The organism is Bacillus safensis (genome assembly GCF_039619585.1).
Lineage (GTDB): Bacteria > Bacillota > Bacilli > Bacillales > Bacillaceae > Bacillus > Bacillus safensis.
On record NZ_CP154909.1, the window covers coordinates 2239957 to 2254676 of the forward strand.

The 14720-nt window shown below is 40.9% G+C and carries 17 protein-coding genes; 4 read left to right on the forward strand and 13 right to left on the reverse strand.

Going from position 1 to position 14720, the window contains the following annotated elements; genetic code table 11:
- Nucleotides 1–66: 66 nt before the first annotated feature.
- From AAYR28_RS11465 to rpmG, 3 genes are all read right to left on the reverse strand, one after another.
- The gene (locus AAYR28_RS11465) at nt 67–240 is read right to left on the reverse strand and encodes a hypothetical protein (protein ID WP_162176177.1); all 174 of its coding nucleotides are present in this window, start codon (nt 238–240) and stop codon (nt 67–69) included.
- A 698-nt stretch (nt 241–938) separates the two neighbouring features.
- The gene (locus AAYR28_RS11470) at nt 939–1499 is read right to left on the reverse strand and encodes a 5-formyltetrahydrofolate cyclo-ligase (RefSeq protein ID WP_034280180.1); all 561 of its coding nucleotides are present in this window, start codon (nt 1497–1499) and stop codon (nt 939–941) included.
- 48 nt (nt 1500–1547) lie between these two features.
- Entirely contained in the window at nt 1548–1697 is a 150-nt protein-coding gene (gene rpmG, locus AAYR28_RS11475) for a 50S ribosomal protein L33 (protein ID WP_008360061.1), read from the reverse strand.
- A 413-nt stretch (nt 1698–2110) separates the two neighbouring features.
- Between rpmG and AAYR28_RS11480 the strand changes: the two genes are divergently transcribed.
- Nucleotides 2111–2458 carry a hypothetical protein gene (locus tag AAYR28_RS11480; RefSeq protein ID WP_024422989.1) on the forward strand — a complete coding sequence of 116 codons (348 nt, stop codon included), beginning with the start codon at nt 2111–2113 and terminating at the stop codon, nt 2456–2458.
- On the forward strand, nt 2455–2955 hold the full coding sequence (locus AAYR28_RS11485; protein ID WP_268413857.1) for an endolytic transglycosylase MltG: 501 nt from the start codon (nt 2455–2457) through the stop codon (nt 2953–2955). Before AAYR28_RS11480 ends, AAYR28_RS11485 begins: the two co-directional genes overlap by 4 nt.
- A 43-nt stretch (nt 2956–2998) precedes the next feature.
- On the opposite strand, the gene pstB (AAYR28_RS11490) is transcribed toward AAYR28_RS11485, so the two are convergent.
- The 9 genes from pstB (AAYR28_RS11490) to AAYR28_RS11530 all read right to left on the reverse strand — a co-directional run bounded on the left by pstB (AAYR28_RS11490) (nt 2999) and on the right by AAYR28_RS11530 (nt 12597).
- Nucleotides 2999–3781, reverse strand: coding sequence for a phosphate ABC transporter ATP-binding protein PstB (gene pstB, locus AAYR28_RS11490; RefSeq protein WP_034280173.1), 783 nt, complete (start codon nt 3779–3781; stop codon nt 2999–3001).
- Between the two features lie 15 nt (nt 3782–3796).
- Nucleotides 3797–4609 (reverse strand): phosphate ABC transporter ATP-binding protein PstB, encoded by an 813-nt coding sequence (gene pstB, locus AAYR28_RS11495; RefSeq protein WP_034280171.1) that lies wholly within the window; start codon nt 4607–4609, stop codon nt 3797–3799.
- A gap of 23 nt (nt 4610–4632) precedes the next feature.
- On the reverse strand, nt 4633–5517 hold the full coding sequence (gene pstA, locus AAYR28_RS11500; protein ID WP_046311778.1) for a phosphate ABC transporter permease PstA: 885 nt from the start codon (nt 5515–5517) through the stop codon (nt 4633–4635).
- Entirely contained in the window at nt 5517–6443 is a 927-nt protein-coding gene (gene pstC, locus AAYR28_RS11505) for a phosphate ABC transporter permease subunit PstC (RefSeq protein ID WP_024422994.1), read from the reverse strand. The genes pstA and pstC overlap by 1 nt, the downstream gene beginning before the upstream one ends.
- 79 nt (nt 6444–6522) lie before the next feature.
- Nucleotides 6523–7440: a phosphate ABC transporter substrate-binding protein gene (locus AAYR28_RS11510; RefSeq protein ID WP_046311780.1), complete on the reverse strand. Its 918-nt coding sequence runs from the start codon at nt 7438–7440 to the stop codon at nt 6523–6525.
- A 213-nt stretch (nt 7441–7653) separates the two neighbouring features.
- Nucleotides 7654–9789, reverse strand: coding sequence for a peptidoglycan D,D-transpeptidase FtsI family protein (locus tag AAYR28_RS11515; protein WP_024427976.1), 2136 nt, complete (start codon nt 9787–9789; stop codon nt 7654–7656).
- 122 nt (nt 9790–9911) lie between these two features.
- Nucleotides 9912–11198, reverse strand: a complete 1287-nt coding sequence (locus AAYR28_RS11520) for an MFS transporter (RefSeq protein ID WP_034280166.1) — start codon at nt 11196–11198, stop codon at nt 9912–9914.
- 122 nt (nt 11199–11320) lie between these two features.
- Complete coding sequence (sodA, locus tag AAYR28_RS11525; RefSeq protein WP_007501264.1) at nt 11321–11929, reverse strand: superoxide dismutase SodA; 609 nt, start codon at nt 11927–11929, stop codon at nt 11321–11323.
- Between the two features lie 182 nt (nt 11930–12111).
- Nucleotides 12112–12597 carry a DUF456 domain-containing protein gene (locus tag AAYR28_RS11530; protein ID WP_345808829.1) on the reverse strand — a complete coding sequence of 162 codons (486 nt, stop codon included), beginning with the start codon at nt 12595–12597 and terminating at the stop codon, nt 12112–12114.
- Between the two features lie 144 nt (nt 12598–12741).
- Here AAYR28_RS11530 and AAYR28_RS11535 point away from each other — a divergent pair, with 144 nt between their 5' ends.
- Entirely contained in the window at nt 12742–13500 is a 759-nt protein-coding gene (locus AAYR28_RS11535) for a DUF1189 domain-containing protein (RefSeq protein WP_041117993.1), read from the forward strand.
- A 72-nt stretch (nt 13501–13572) separates the two neighbouring features.
- Here the strand turns inward: AAYR28_RS11535 and AAYR28_RS11540 are convergent, their stop codons facing one another.
- Nucleotides 13573–14118, reverse strand: a complete 546-nt coding sequence (locus tag AAYR28_RS11540; RefSeq protein WP_342495572.1) for a GNAT family protein — start codon at nt 14116–14118, stop codon at nt 13573–13575.
- Between the two features lie 200 nt (nt 14119–14318).
- On the opposite strand from AAYR28_RS11540, the gene AAYR28_RS11545 reads away from it, so the two are divergent.
- Nucleotides 14319–14621 carry a hypothetical protein gene (locus tag AAYR28_RS11545; RefSeq protein WP_039180007.1) on the forward strand — a complete coding sequence of 101 codons (303 nt, stop codon included), beginning with the start codon at nt 14319–14321 and terminating at the stop codon, nt 14619–14621.
- Nucleotides 14622–14720 lie beyond the last annotated feature (99 nt).

The window sequence follows — 14720 nt, forward strand, 5'->3', positions numbered from 1 at the left end:
ACATTATTATAGCAAGAATCGTTCTTATCCGCATTTCTAAACAAAAAAATCCCGGCTTTTGCGGGATTAGAATGCTTGGCGAATAAATTTCGTCCGAAAATATGGGATTTTCATCAGCCATTTAATCAAAAAGTGCCGGACTTGATTTTGCCCTAAAACCAAATTCATGAGCCGATAACGATTTTGCACGAGAACGAATGCAAATAGTGTGAACACAATGCTCCAAATCATTTTATTCATCCATATTCCCTCCTATGTTCGTATCGTGGCTTAAATAGTATTTGTTTATGCATGAACCATCGTTTTTATCGCTTAAAAGGTTCATTTCATAAGCAGGCCTTCACAATCTAATCCCTTGCTCTTTTGATTGAATATAATAGACCTCTCCGCACTCTGATTGATCATAAGAAACGTCAAATTGATGAAGGTCGATTAGTCCCCATGAAAGTATGGGGCAACTTACAATTCTGCTCTAACTCCTCCACCTTGTGCGGAAAGTAACTGTCGTATGGATTTGGTGTATAAACATATACAGCGTCTAAACAGGGTCATGTTCGTGAATACAAATCCAAGTTTGGTATGGGCTTTTCAAAGCCTTCTAGCTGTTTTAGCAGCCTATAATATAAAGCGATATGAGCTTTGATATGCTCTCTTCTTATTTTTAAGCTATTTCCCCCGACTCCAAAAAAATCAAGGTGCGTATGCCAAAAATAAAACCATGAATCACGATCAAGTTTTAAGTCACAAGTATTTACTTCCTCCCACATATGACGGAAGTATCTTTTCTTTCCGCGAAATTTTTTCAAAACATATCCCCCGTCAGCTAAAATGCCTTTTAATGAAGAATGTTGATCGCTATCGTGTATGTGACTTTTGATCATAAGCAAGCACCTTCGCTCAACACAAAAAGCCCGTTCTTACGTATAAGCAGCGGACTTTTATTTTGGATATATGGTACCTTTCTCACTGACCATGATTGAGACCGGGATGTCGTGCGTTTCAGCCGGAATATGCTCAGTTTGCTGTACTGTCAAGCAAAGGGCAAGCGTTTCGCCGTGATAGTCAGCTAAGTAGCGGTCATAATAGCCGCCCCCATATCCGATACGGTAGCCTTGTCGATCGAAGCACACACCAGGCACAATGATCAAATCGATTGATTCTTTAGATGCAGCAGCCGACGCCAGAGGGTCTGGCTCTATTAGCCCAAAGTAGCGGGATATCATTTTCGTTTCCGGTGTATATTCATAAAACGTCATCTCTTTTGTTTCCGGAAAACAGGTGGGTACACATACTGTTTTCCCCTCCTGCCATGCTTTTTCAATTAGAGGCATTGTTGGTACCTCTTTTCCTCTAGACATGGTGAGTGCAATCGTATCCGCTTGTTTCCATGCTGACAGTTGAAACAAGTGCTCATGAAGTAAAGCGGTGCTTCGCTTGAATTCCTCGGCACTCATCTGGTCCAGCTTGGCTAATGTTTGAAGACGAAGCTCTTTTTTCACACAGATCATCTCCCATCATAAAAAAACAGCAGGAAAATTCCCTGCTGCTTACTTTGTTTCACGATGTAAAGTTTGTTTTTTATCACGTGAGCAATACTTTTTGAATTCAACGCGATCTGGATTGTTTCGCTTATTCTTTTTAGTAATATAGTTACGCTCACCGCATTCAGTGCAAGCTAGAGTAATATTTACGCGCATGTTTTTCCCTCCAAACTAAAATCAATTCACATTCAGACCTAACTATAATACCACTTCTAGCTTAGGAATGCTAGAATGTTTTTTCACCAATTTGAATTTCAGTCAATCCCGTCCGCGTTCTGATCCATATCACACGGTCATTTCATGAAAAATGGCCTGCTCCCCTATAAAACCTCAATCTTTGTCGTACTGTATACATGAGGAACCCTCTTTTATTTTGACAGCGAGCAAGATTTTCATACTCGTTTTTCATATAAAAAGAAAAAAGATGAAAAAAAGGTGATTTTTTCAGCAATTCCTTTTGAAACTAGCTTTTTTATGGTATAAAAAAGAAGGGTCGAAAACTGTCTGAAACAATCATGAAAGCCTTTTATGGCTTTCAGCATTAAAATATGAATAAAAGGTGATGAAACATGGAAATTGCAATTATCGGATTGCTTGTTGTCAGTATCGTACTGATCGCATTCTCATATTTTCAAAGAGAGCCGATTAAAGAAGTCGAGCAGGAACTTGAAACACTTCAACTATCTGCAATGCAAGAAATCTATAAACTGAAAAAGAAAATGAAGGTTCTTGAAGAAGAATTGCTTGAAACAAACATTGTCGTCCGCAAACATTCAGAAATTGATCCATCTATCGCAAGACAAATCATTTCAAAGCATCAAAATGGCATGTCTCCTGAGGCCATTGCGCGCGCTGAGCATGTATCTGTAGATGAGGTCAACATGATCATTAAAGACAACGAGAAGGTGCTTGTATGACGAAAAAAAGCATCCAAACGTTTGCGGCAGGTATGATTCTTGCAACTGGTGTTCTGGCGATCGTTTTTTTCCTCACTGGAAAAGATGAAGCGGCGGCTGATACAACCACAAAAGAAACGCTCGCAGCGAAAGTAACAGACACTGATGTGAAAAACTATTTAGACTCTAAAAAAGAAGTCTCCGTCAGCCGTGAAACATATCAGCAGCTTCTTAATTATAAAGAAAAAGCACTGAAGGCAAATGAAGACGGCGATTCTAAAAATGATAAAGAAACATCAGACAAGCCTAAAGGCAAATCGGTCAAATTTGTTATTAAAAACGGGATGAGCACAAGTGATGTTTCAGACATGCTTGAAAAGGACGGAATCATCAATTCGTCTAAAGATTTTAATGATTACGTGATTGACGCTGGCTACCATAAAGAAATTCGTGCAGGCAAGTTCAATTTAAAAACAGGGATGACGTTTAAACAAATCGTCAAAGCCTTAACAAAATAACAACAAAAACCCCCTGGCGGCGCTGACCTCCAGGGGGTTTTTGTTATCCAAATCGACCAGATATATAATCATTTGTTCTTTGATCATTTGGCTCAGAGAACATCACATTCGTATCATTGACCTCAACAAGCTCTCCCATTAAAAAGAAGGCTGTTCTATCTGATACCCTCGCCGCTTGCTGCATGTTATGCGTCACAATGGCAATCGTGTATTTCTCTTTTAATTTCATAATCAATTCTTCAATCTTTAATGTTGAGACAGGATCAAGCGCTGATGTTGGTTCATCCATTAGTAAAATATCTGGGCTTGTGGCAATAGCTCTTGCGATACAAAGACGCTGCTGCTGACCGCCGGAAAGACCTAATGCAGGCGCACTTAAACGATCTTTCACTTCATCCCAAAGGGCAACATCACGAAGCGCTTTTTCAGCGATTTCTTTCAATTGCTGCTTGCTCTTCACGCCATGAATTCTTGGTCCGTAGACGACATTATCAAAGATTGACTGAGGGAATGGGTTCCCTTTTTGAAAGACCATCCCGACGTTTTTACGCAGTTCCACTAGATCAACGCGGCCTTTTAAAATATTGTCGCCGTTATACATCATATCTCCAGTGATTTTCACACCTGGCACTGTTTTGACCATAAGATTTAAGGTCTTGATAAACGTTGACTTCCCGCAGCCGGACGGACCGATAATTGCTGTGACTTCATGCTCTCTAATGTCTAAATCAATATGCTTCAGTGCGTGATGCTGTCCGTACCAAAGGTTCATATCATTCACACGAAACACTTCTTTTTTGGCTGTTTCAGTAGCTATTGCATTCATCAAAATCCACCCGCCTTATCCAAATCGACCATTGATATAGTCTTCTGTTTTTTGCTGCGCAGGACGTGTAAAGATACGTTCAGTGGCATCATATTCTACTAGATCACCGTTCAGGAAAAAGGCTGTATGATCAGATACACGCAACGCTTGCTGCATGTTGTGTGTCACAATGACGATCGAATAATCATTTTTCAACTCTGATAATAACTCTTCAATTTTTGCATTTGAAATCGGGTCTAGGGCAGATGCGGGTTCATCTAATAAAAGAACGCTGGGCTTCATCGCAAGTGTACGCGCAATACAAAGGCGCTGCTGCTGACCACCGGATAATGACAAAGCCGAGCGGTGCAGACGATCTTTGACCTCATCCCAAAGCGCTGCTTTTGTTAAGCTTTCCTCTACCGCATCATCAAGCACTGATTTTCTTTTTTCCCCCGCATACTTTAACGCATGGGTAATGTTATTGTAGATCGATTTAGGAAATGGGTTTGGTTTTTGGAAAACCATGCCGATTTCTCTTCGTAAATTCACCACATTAATGCGGTCATCCAAAATATTGAGCCCTTCGTACATGATCGCCCCTTCACTTCTCGCACCTGGGATCAAGTCGTTCATGCGGTTAATGCTGCGTAAAAAGGTTGATTTCCCGCAGCCAGATGGGCCGATTAATGCGGTAATTGCGTTCTTCTCAATTTCAAATGAAATGTGATTGACTGCTCTTTTTTCACCATAATAAATGCTTAAATCCTGCACCTGTAAAATCTGTTCCGCTTGAAGTGGAGCCTTTTTTGCTGCAATCTCTTTTTTTTCTGCTAGCATTTGAACCATATCCCCTTCACACCTCTCTCACATTATTTTGACGTAAGCTTTTTATGAATAAATGAACCAAGCCATCTAGCTGCTAAGTTGAATACTAAAACTGAAAGCACAAGTACGGCTGATGCACCATTTGCAATGGCCTCTGCATCTGGAATGATTCCTTGTGTATTGACGTTCCATATATGAACGGCTAATGTTTCTGCCGGTCTAAAAACATTCAGCGGTGACGTATCAGAAAATGGACTCCAGTTTGTAAAATCAAGACGCGGTGTGGTGAGGCCTGCTGTGAAAAGAAGCGCTGCTGCCTCCCCGAAGACTCTTCCTGATGCTAAAATCGCACCGGTAATAATAGAAGGAATCGCTCCTGGAATCAGGACCGTCTTCACTGTATGCCATTTCGTCACACCAAGCGCTAGTGATGCTTCCTTTTGATCCTTCGGTACAGAGCGAAGCGCGTCTTCTGTCACCCTCACCATCACTGGCAGGTTAAACACCGTGAGCGCAAGAGCTCCTCCGATGATCGTATAGCCCCAGCCTGTTAAATTGACAAACATGAGTAAACCAAACATACCAATGACAATAGAAGGAAGTGAAGACAGCACTTCAATACATGTGCGAATAAAATCAGTGACTTTGTTTTGAGGCGCATATTCAGCCATGTACACTCCGCCGCCGACACCAAGTGGTACTGTGATCAGCATTGTAATAAACAAAATGTAAAACGAGTTAAACAGCTGATCCCTAATACCGCCGCCAGAGCCAATTGCACTTGAGCGGGTTGTCAAAAAGTCGAAATTTAATTCTTTTGCACCGTTGAAGATGATATAAGAAAACAAACCAACTAGGATCGCCGTAATAATGGCAGCACATAATCCAAAAACAAACGTGGCAAAACGATCGGTCATTTTGCTATTCATTAAATCTTCCTCCTAGACGACAAGTATCTGATAATGAGTATGAACATAAACGATACAACTAGAAGGACAAGCCCCATTGACCAAAGTGTATTGTTTTCAACACTTCCATACGTTGTGTGACCCATGTTTAACGTAATAATGGTTGTTAATGTACCAGCTGTATCCATAATGCTCTCTGGTAAATTACGCGTGTTTCCAATGACCATCTGAACGGCAAGGGCTTCTCCAAATGCTCTTGCCATCCCAAGAACGACTGCTGTCATTAATGTTGGAAGAGCTGCCGGTACAAGTACACGTCTAATCGTTTGCCATCTTGTAGCGCCAAGTGCATACGATCCCTCACGTAAGCTTTTTGGAAGGGAAGCCATAGCATCAGTTGCAATGGATGTAACGGTTGGCAGAATCATAATAGACAGGACAATCGTTCCTGCTAACACGCTATGCCCTGAGCCGCTTGACTTGAAATGTCCGATAAACGGCACCAATACTGTAAGACCTATGAATCCGTAAACAACGGATGGAATCCCTACAAGCAATTCAATGACTGGCTGGAGAATTTTCCGGCCCCATGCAGGTGCAATTTCTGTCATAAAGATCGCTCCTGCGATGCCTAGCGGCGCTGCAATAAGTGCCGATAGAAGCGTGACGGCGATCGATCCAAAAATAAAAGGAAATGCGCCGTACTCCGGGTTTTCTGCTGTTGGGTTCCAATTGATACTGGTTAAGAACTCAATTGGGCTTACACCATTTACGATGAAAGATTGTAAACCCTTAATGCCAAGGAAGATGGTGATGGCGATGGATACTGCAATCATTAAGAATGCGCAGAATTTCACCAAAATACTTCCTCTTACTTCATCCATTTGCCTATTTTTCTTCGAGCTGATCAGCCGATCGCTCGCTTCTGTATGTTCTATCTGCTTCATCTTTTTCTACACTCCTATGAATGTCATAAAAGGAAAAGTGAAATGCTCCACTTTTCCTTCATCAGCAATTCAAGACCTCTTACTTATCTGATTGTTTGCCTGTTGCGTCTCTTTCTACTTTCATATTAGAGACTGAGATGTAGCCTTGGTCTTTGACGATTTCTTTTTGTACTTCGTCACTCATAAGGTAATCTAAGAATTGTTTTGTTAGACCTTCCGGCTCACCTTTTGTATAAGAGTGCTCGTATGCCCAAATTGTATATTTACCGCTTTCTACATTGCTTTCTTCTGGTTTCACACCATCAATGCTGAGCGGTGTAATTTTGTCATCTGTTAAATAAGAGAATGCTAGGTATCCAATCGCACCTGGTGTTTCTGCAATCAGCTTTTTCACTGTGTTTGAAGAATCTTCTGTGATTCCTTCTGCAGGTGTTGCACCATCAAGTGCATATTTCACAAATGTGGCACGAGTTCCTGAAGAATCAGGTCTGTTGACAAGCGTGATTTTTTGGTCTTTCCCGCCAAGCTCTTTCCAGTTTTTGATTTTACCAGTGAAGATTTTTTTCAATTCGTCCTTTGTGATGTCTTTGACACCCACTTCAGGGTTTACAGCTGCGGCCATTCCAACAACTGCTACTTTGTGGTCTTTTAAAGCTTTTGCGTCGATTCCGTCTTTCTCTTCAGCGAATACATCTGAGTTCCCAATTTGCACAGATCCTTCTGAAACTTGAGAAAGTCCTGTTCCTGAACCGCCGGCTTGTACTTGAATATCGGCTTTTGGATGTTTATCCATGAATTTTTCTGCTGCCGCAAGAACTAAAGGCTGCATCGCAGATGATCCTGAGATGGTAATGGAACCTGATGCCTCATCTTTGTTTGAAGCATTTCCTTTACTGTCTTTTGAATCTCCGCTTGAGCTGCTGTTTCCGCATGCTGTGACGAATGCTAACAATGCGATAGTAAGGAAAGTAAGCAGCCATAATTTGTTCTTTTTCATTTCAAGAATACCCCCTGAATAATTTGTCCTACGAGTAATACATTAAAGGTTCTTTATTAATTTCGTTTAAATGGAATGTTAAGGTTTTGTAAATGTCGAAGTTTTGTAGAGAAATTGCGGCGTTTTTATGAATTTTGTCAATTTATATCGAAATTTTTGAAGAAAACGTAAAAAAACGCCCACAAAAAGTGAGCGTTTTTACCTATGAAAGGTCTAGTTATTTGTTTCTGCTTCATTTTCAATTTTGTTTTTGTTTTTCGCCTGTGTATCATTGCTTTCCTGTTTTGATTTCAGTTCAAAGTACTTATCTAATACTTGTTCACCAATATCATTTGTAATTGGATAGCGCTGGTTGTAGTCTTGATACACCCATGGCACGACAACGGAAATGGCCACTTCTGGATTGTCAGCAGGCGCATACGCAACAAGAGTTGTGTTATACGTCGGTGTACCGCGCTTGCTTTTAATTGGACCGTCATAGAATGATTGAGCGGTTCCTGTTTTGCCAGCTGGATTATACTTTTTGTTGCCAAAGTTTGAATAGGCTGTCCCTCTTGGGTTCTGCATCACAAGCTTGAAGCCTTGCTGGACACGCTTGATTTCATCACTTGTCATGTCTAGCTTATTCAATACATCCGGTTTGACGGATTCCGTTACAGCTCCAATGCCTCGCTGCGGATCTGGCTCTCTCACTTCTTTAACAAGCTGCGGACGTAAACGGTACCCGCCATTTGCAATGGTTGAAACGTATTGCGCCATTTGCAGCGGTGTAAACGTATCATACTGTCCAATCGCATAGTCAAGTAAGAGCCCCGATTGTGTAGACGTTCCTCTGTAGCCCGTTGCTTCGTTTGGCAGGTCAATACCTGTTTTGACGCCAAGACCAAATTTACTGAAATTGTAGCGGAACGTATCAAATGCTTTCGGATCAATTGGGAGCGCCTGATTCTTACGATATTCGCTTTTCCCAATGGCGATTGCGGTTTTGAACATATATACGTTTGATGAACGCTCTAGTGCTGTTAAATCATTAATGAGTCCCATATTTTGATAGGATTTCTTTGGCGGCGACTGGGCGATATAGAGAGGTTCATCGTATTGGGTACTTCCAATATGAATAGCACCTGTTTTATATCCAGTCAGTACAGTGGCCCCTTTTACGGCTGATCCCATCGCATATGAGGAGGTCATTGTTCCTAATGCGTAGTCATCGAATTTGTATTTTCCGTTTTTGTTTGAAATCTGCTTACCCGCAACAGAGAGAACCTCTCCATTTCTCGGGTCCATCATGACAACAAATGCGCGGTCAAGAAGCTCAGTTCCCCCTCTTTGTTTCGCACTTCTCAAGTTCTTTTCAATAATTTTTTCAACCGCTTTTTGCAGCTGAATATCAATTGTAAGCACAAGGTCTTTCCCGCTCTTACCTTCTGTTAACACTTTAGAGCTTGTGACATTGCCCTGTTTATCAGTTGTACTCTGTTCTTTTTCCTTTTGGCCCTGCAGGACATCTTCATATTGATATTCGAGATAGCTTTTTCCTACACGGTCATTTCGGCTGTAGCCGAGTGATAGATAATGCTCAAGAAGTGACTGCGGAAGACCTTCATCACTCGAAGACACACTGCCGAGCATACTGCGGAGCAGTCCTTTATACGGATAGCTGCGTGACCAGTCTGTCGTCACATCAACACCTGGCAGCTCGTCCAAATGCTCAGAGACGTAAGCAATTTCGCTTGGCTTTACATCTTCATTTTTAATAAATTGAGGTGTAAGTGCATAGCCTCCATCCATCTGCCTTTTAATGGCAAGCACTTGTAAATCTTTTTTCGTCAGTTGATTTAATTCCTTGTCTGTGATGCGTTTTAGCTGAAGCTCATATAGTTTATCATCAGAGACCTTATCGTCACCCTTTAATTCTGATTCTTTTTGAACAAGCTTTTTCGCTTCATTCGGATGCGTTAAGATCCAGAAATCTTTTTTGTCACGATCTGTGATTTTTTTCGTACTCACATGAATCATATCCGCTAATTTTGATGCCACTTTGAGCCGCTCTTCTTGTGAAGTCGTCGAGGTTCTCGTATATGTAATGGCATTCAGCGCTTTATTGCTGACAATCGTATTGTAGTTTCGATCATAAATTTTTCCGCGCGGAGCAGATGAGCTGACATTCACATCCTCTTGTTTTTCTGCCTGCTTTTTATAATCTTCTCCATTGACAATTTGCACAAACCCGAGTCTAACGACAACGCCGGTAAAAATAATAAAGGCAGCTAAAAATAATAAATTCAGCCGGATCGGAAGTGTTTTGCGCCCTTCCTTCGCGTCTTTTTTGTTTTTCTTGTTTCTCATCACATCACCTTTTCTATCAAGAAAGAAATGGCACCCCTTTTTGTGTATAAAAGGTGCCATCATCATTTTAGCGGTTTTTCTATCATTTATCTAGAAATTTGATGTTCCATTGGTAAGAAATTTTACCTTTCTCCCTTAATAAGGTTCGTTTGAGAAACTGGCTTTTGACCGTCAGCCTCTTTCATATCAGCTGTTTTTTCTTTCAAATGAATATCTTTTACAAAGTAATAAATGAGGGTGTGCCCCGCTCCGAGCACAACAAGTGATGCAGGGATTCCGAGCTCATCACCTAGTAAGGTGACAGACAGCAGGAACAAAACAATCGAACAAATACGGCCGGCATTTAAAAATAGCTCTCTGACCACAATATATTCAATTCGGGCCTTTCTGGCGTACCTTGCATGGCCGATGACATCATATGTTAAGGATACATAAGGAACAAGCAGGAGCGGATATCCTATTGCAATGGCTACCGCATACATCAGAAGTGATACATAGGACAAGTGGAAAACGATTAAAAACAAGGCGCCGTATAAAATCAGCCCGCCAAGCATGATGGCCTTCTTCCGCCACTTTTTCTTAATCAAACGTGTAGCGAAGAAATAAGTAAAAAAGGCAACACCTGAATTCACTAAACCAAACGTCCCGAGAGCAAGCTCACTGTTTGTTGCAATAAACACAAAGACACTGATTAAGAAGACAAAGACCCCTTCACGAAGCCCTTGAAAAAAGTGAGCTGTTGTAATCCTACGCCAATTCTCATCTGCATGACGTTCTTTCCAAATTTGTTTGATCATAAATTTGCCTTTTGACTGCCTTCTTTTGAGGAAAAAGCTCATCACAACCGCTAGTGAAAACAAAAAGAGCGATAATGTGAAAATGACGGTGTAGCCTGTATCATCCGTTAACTGAGAAATGACAATTCCCGCAATGAGCGGACCGATCATGCCGGCAGTTGAGGAAAGCACCCCAAGAAATCCATTAAAGAAATCTCTTGTTTCAGGCTCAGTGATCTCAAAGGTGAGTACGTTAAAAGCAAGCCAGTAAAAACCATAGCCGATCCCAAGGACACTTCCCAATAAAACTAGCCGTGCGGCCGCTTGTTCTCCTGCCATTAAGACAATTAAATAAAAAGCGGCTAAAAAGATGACACCGAAACGAAGGACAAACGCCCGGTCTATTTTTTTTGCGAGCCGGCCAGCGAATAAAAATGTAATGGGCTGAAGCACCACAATGGCCAAATTATAAATCGCAAGATCTGTGAATTTCCCGGACTGTTTCCATAAGTACACATTTACAAACGTATTCGAAAGCGCAATGGCAAGTGCGTATAACCCGCCAATCGTGAGGAGGAGCAATAAATCTTTTGTAACATCCATGTCCCCGAACATTTTCTTTAATCTGCTCATACCATTCATTCTCCTTTTCTACACAATAGTCTGTCTCATCAAAAGGCAGATATGTAAAAAAAGGAGGGAAAATATAAAAAGACCTGCTTCTCTAAAGAGCAGGTCTTTTCAAATCAAATGATTTATTTAGCTTCGCTGTAAAGGCGAGCTACTTCATCCCAGTTCACAACATTCCAGAATGCTGAAATGTAATCAGGACGACGGTTTTGGTAGTTTAGGTAGTAAGCATGCTCCCAAACGTCTAGTCCTAGAATTGGCGTTTTTCCTTCAGTTAAAGGAGAATCTTGGTTTGGCGTGCTTGTGATTTCAAGTTTTCCGTTGTTCACAACAAGCCATGCCCAACCAGAACCAAAGCGTCCTGCAGCTGCTGCAGCGAAATCAGATTTGAATTTTTCAAATCCGCCTAATTCTTTTTCGATTGCATCTGCAAGTTCACCAGTTGGTGCGCCGCCACCGTTTGGTGAAAGAAGCGTCCAGAATAATGAGTGGTTCGCATGTCCTCCGCCATTGTTACGTACAGCTGTACGAATGTTTTCAGGCACTGAGTTTAAGTTAGCCACTAGCTCTTCAATTGATTGATCTTCAAGAGCTGATACACCTTCGATTGCTTTGTTTAAGTTTGTTACGTATGTGTTGTGGTGTTTAGTGTGGTGAATCGTCATTGTTTCCTTGTCGATATGTGGTTCTAATGCATCGTAAGCATATGGTAATTCTGGAAGTTTAAAAGCCATGGTTAAATTCCTCCTTAAAATGTATGTACTGAAATGCTTCCTTTGTAAGTCAGCAATTCACCCTACTCAAAGAGTATCAAAAGAAACAGCTTGTTTCAACGTTATTGCTCATGTTCTGAAACATTTCAGTGTTTATTTTGTATTTAGCCCTTTTGAAAAAGTTTTAAACACCCTTTTTCAACTTAGCGAAGGACATAAAATAAAAAGATGCCAAGCATCAGCGCTTGAATCAATCCTTTTGCAAAAACACCTGATACAAATCCAATTAATGAGCCTAATCCGACTTTCACACTCGTCTTCAGATCTTTTTGATGAACAAGGAGCTCTGCAACGACACTCCCGAGAAATGGACCAATAATAATTCCTGCAATGGGTATCACAAAAGGACTAGCTAATAACCCAATGGTGCTTCCCCAAATAGCTGCCTTGCTGCCGCCAAAGCGCTTTACCCCAATCAGGTTTGAGACATAATCTGCCGCAAATAAGACGGCAGTAAACATGGCTTGAATAAGCCAGAACGTCAGTGTAAGCGGCTCGAAGCTAAAGAAGAAACCATATAGAATAAATCCGAGAACCATAAAGACTACACTCGGGATAATTGGATAAACCAGTCCAACAAACGCAATGATAAATGCACAGCCAATCAGTATCCAATACAAAATGTCCAAGACCCTGCCGCCTCCTTTTATATGCTGTATACATTATGCCTCATTCCTTCTATCTTAACCAGTGATAAAGGCCATACTTGTACTTGATGGATAGACATTGATACAATATGAGAAATAGAAAAGAATGTAGGAAGTGAATGGGTATTGAACGTATTTAATCTATTGTTAAAAGGAATTTATTCACCAAAAGATATTGCTAAAGCACGCTTTACAGGGATCGGTAAAGCAATTTTATTCATTTTTATCCTTTCAATCATCGCAGCAGTTCCTCAGGGCTATCATATGAGCCAAGAGATCTCGAATGCGATGTCAGGATTTCAGCATGTGATCAAAAAAGATTTACCCGACTTTTCAATTGAAAAAGGAAAACTTCAAGCGGATCAAAGTGCACCAATAGAAAAAGAAGAAAACGGCATCACGATCATCTTTGATCCTGCTGAAAAAATAAAAGCAAGTGAGCTTGAATCAAAGCAAACGGCCATCGCTTTATTAAAGGAAAAAGCAGTGATTGCCATTGATGGGCAAATGACAGATATCCCCTACCAGCTTCTTGGCGGAACGCTGACAAAAGATGAACTCGCCCGCGTCACAAATCAGAACCAAGCGATTATCATCCCTGTGATCTGTGTACTGCTATATCTATCAACTGCGGCTCTCATGTTTATCAGCGCAACATTCCTTGCGATGCTTGGTACATTTATTAAACGAATGCAGCAAAAAGAGCTGTCCTTCCAAATGCTTTGGAAGCTCTCCGCTTATTCACTCACATTAACAACGGTCTTTTTCGCCATTATGAGTGCATTAAACACGCCTGTTGCAAACTCATTTTTATTAAATTGGGTCATTAACTTTATCTTTTTATATCTTGTTGTTAAAGAAATTCCTGCAAAAAAAAGCAAATGATCCACCCAACAAGGATTTGTCTACACAATGAAAGCTCCCCCGTCTTGGAGGAGCTTTTTATGTATGTTCATGCTAGGACTCATCTGGATGGATGATCGCAAACAAATAGTGATCCTCCCATATTCCATTAATCTTTACTTTTTTACGATTTAGTCCCTCATGTTCAAAACCTGTCTTTTCAAGTACACGAATGGAACCCTTATTACTCGGCTTTACTCCAGCCTCAATACGATGGAGATTCAACTCAAAAAAGGCATAGTCAATGATTAAGCGAATGGCTTCTGTCATATATCCATTTCCGCCCTGCCTTTGATCGAGTACATACCCGAGCCAAGCTCCTTCTATCGGACCTCTTACGACAGAACTTAATGAGATCGTCCCAATTAAAGCATCGGTTTCATTTAAGAAAATACCGTGCATGTAAGATTCATCTTGTACACTTCTTTGCCTACTCCGCTGAATTCGCTCAATTTGGCGAGTTAACGTGAAGAAATCATCTTTGACCAAAGGTGTAAATTCCTGAAAATATGAGCGGTTCTCAAGCTCTAATGTTAACAGTGATTCTGCATCATTTTCTGTTAGTGTTCTCACATATATATGCTGACTAACCTTCTTCATAAAATCCCCCCATTATTATTTTATCATACTGGCCATATGAGGTTGCTCTCCTATTTACTACACCAACGACCCAAGAAGTTTTTATTACAAGACATACTAGGACTAACTAGAACCATCCTTTCCAGCTTTTCTCCTCTTTTTGGTTCTATCATTTCAGGACATGCATAGACTGAAGTAAACTCTTAAAAGCGGTGAGTAAAATGCGGCGAATTCTTTTTTTACTAATCAGTTTGTTTGTCCTCTTTATTATCTTTTTTGATTTGAAAAATGGAACCATTCCTGTTGAGGAAAACCCAGCCGTTCCAGCAAGTGCCCTTCAAACAGCTGAGAAAAAGACATATAAGAACGTCACTGTAAAACAAGGTGAAACGGTCCTCTCCATCGTACATACAAGCAAGCCGCTTGATGACGTCATTAAAGATTTCGAGGAGCTGAATCAAGGTGTGAAAGCGAACGAAATCAGGGCAGGCAGCACATATAAGTTTCCTGTCTACAAGAGATAAAACGTTAATTCCTTGTCATTCATACAAAGAGACTGTTACAATATGAACTGTAAAACACGACGTACACGGCAAAGGATTGCTTGTACACTAAGGAGCGAT

What these genes read in the sequence shown, in the direction of transcription:
- AAYR28_RS11480 (WP_024422989.1), top strand. Translation starts at nt 2,111, where the DNA reads ATGGAAATTGCAATTATCGGATTGCTTGTTGTCAGTATCGTACTGATC.
- AAYR28_RS11515 (WP_024427976.1), bottom strand. Translation starts at nt 9,789, where the DNA reads ATGAGAAACAAGAAAAACAAAAAAGACGCGAAGGAAGGGCGCAAAACA.
- AAYR28_RS11465 (WP_162176177.1), bottom strand. Translation starts at nt 240, where the DNA reads ATGAATAAAATGATTTGGAGCATTGTGTTCACACTATTTGCATTCGTT.
- pstA (WP_046311778.1), bottom strand. Translation starts at nt 5,517, where the DNA reads ATGAATAGCAAAATGACCGATCGTTTTGCCACGTTTGTTTTTGGATTA.
- pstB (WP_034280173.1), bottom strand. Translation starts at nt 3,781, where the DNA reads ATGAATGCAATAGCTACTGAAACAGCCAAAAAAGAAGTGTTTCGTGTG.
- AAYR28_RS11510 (WP_046311780.1), bottom strand. Translation starts at nt 7,440, where the DNA reads ATGAAAAAGAACAAATTATGGCTGCTTACTTTCCTTACTATCGCATTG.
- sodA (WP_007501264.1), bottom strand. Translation starts at nt 11,929, where the DNA reads ATGGCTTTTAAACTTCCAGAATTACCATATGCTTACGATGCATTAGAA.
- AAYR28_RS11485 (WP_268413857.1), top strand. Translation starts at nt 2,455, where the DNA reads ATGACGAAAAAAAGCATCCAAACGTTTGCGGCAGGTATGATTCTTGCA.
- AAYR28_RS11540 (WP_342495572.1), bottom strand. Translation starts at nt 14,118, where the DNA reads ATGAAGAAGGTTAGTCAGCATATATATGTGAGAACACTAACAGAAAAT.
- AAYR28_RS11520 (WP_034280166.1), bottom strand. Translation starts at nt 11,198, where the DNA reads ATGAGCAGATTAAAGAAAATGTTCGGGGACATGGATGTTACAAAAGAT.
- rpmG (WP_008360061.1), bottom strand. Translation starts at nt 1,697, where the DNA reads ATGCGCGTAAATATTACTCTAGCTTGCACTGAATGCGGTGAGCGTAAC.
- pstC (WP_024422994.1), bottom strand. Translation starts at nt 6,443, where the DNA reads ATGAAGCAGATAGAACATACAGAAGCGAGCGATCGGCTGATCAGCTCG.
- pstB (WP_034280171.1), bottom strand. Translation starts at nt 4,609, where the DNA reads ATGGTTCAAATGCTAGCAGAAAAAAAAGAGATTGCAGCAAAAAAGGCT.
- AAYR28_RS11545 (WP_039180007.1), top strand. Translation starts at nt 14,319, where the DNA reads ATGCGGCGAATTCTTTTTTTACTAATCAGTTTGTTTGTCCTCTTTATT.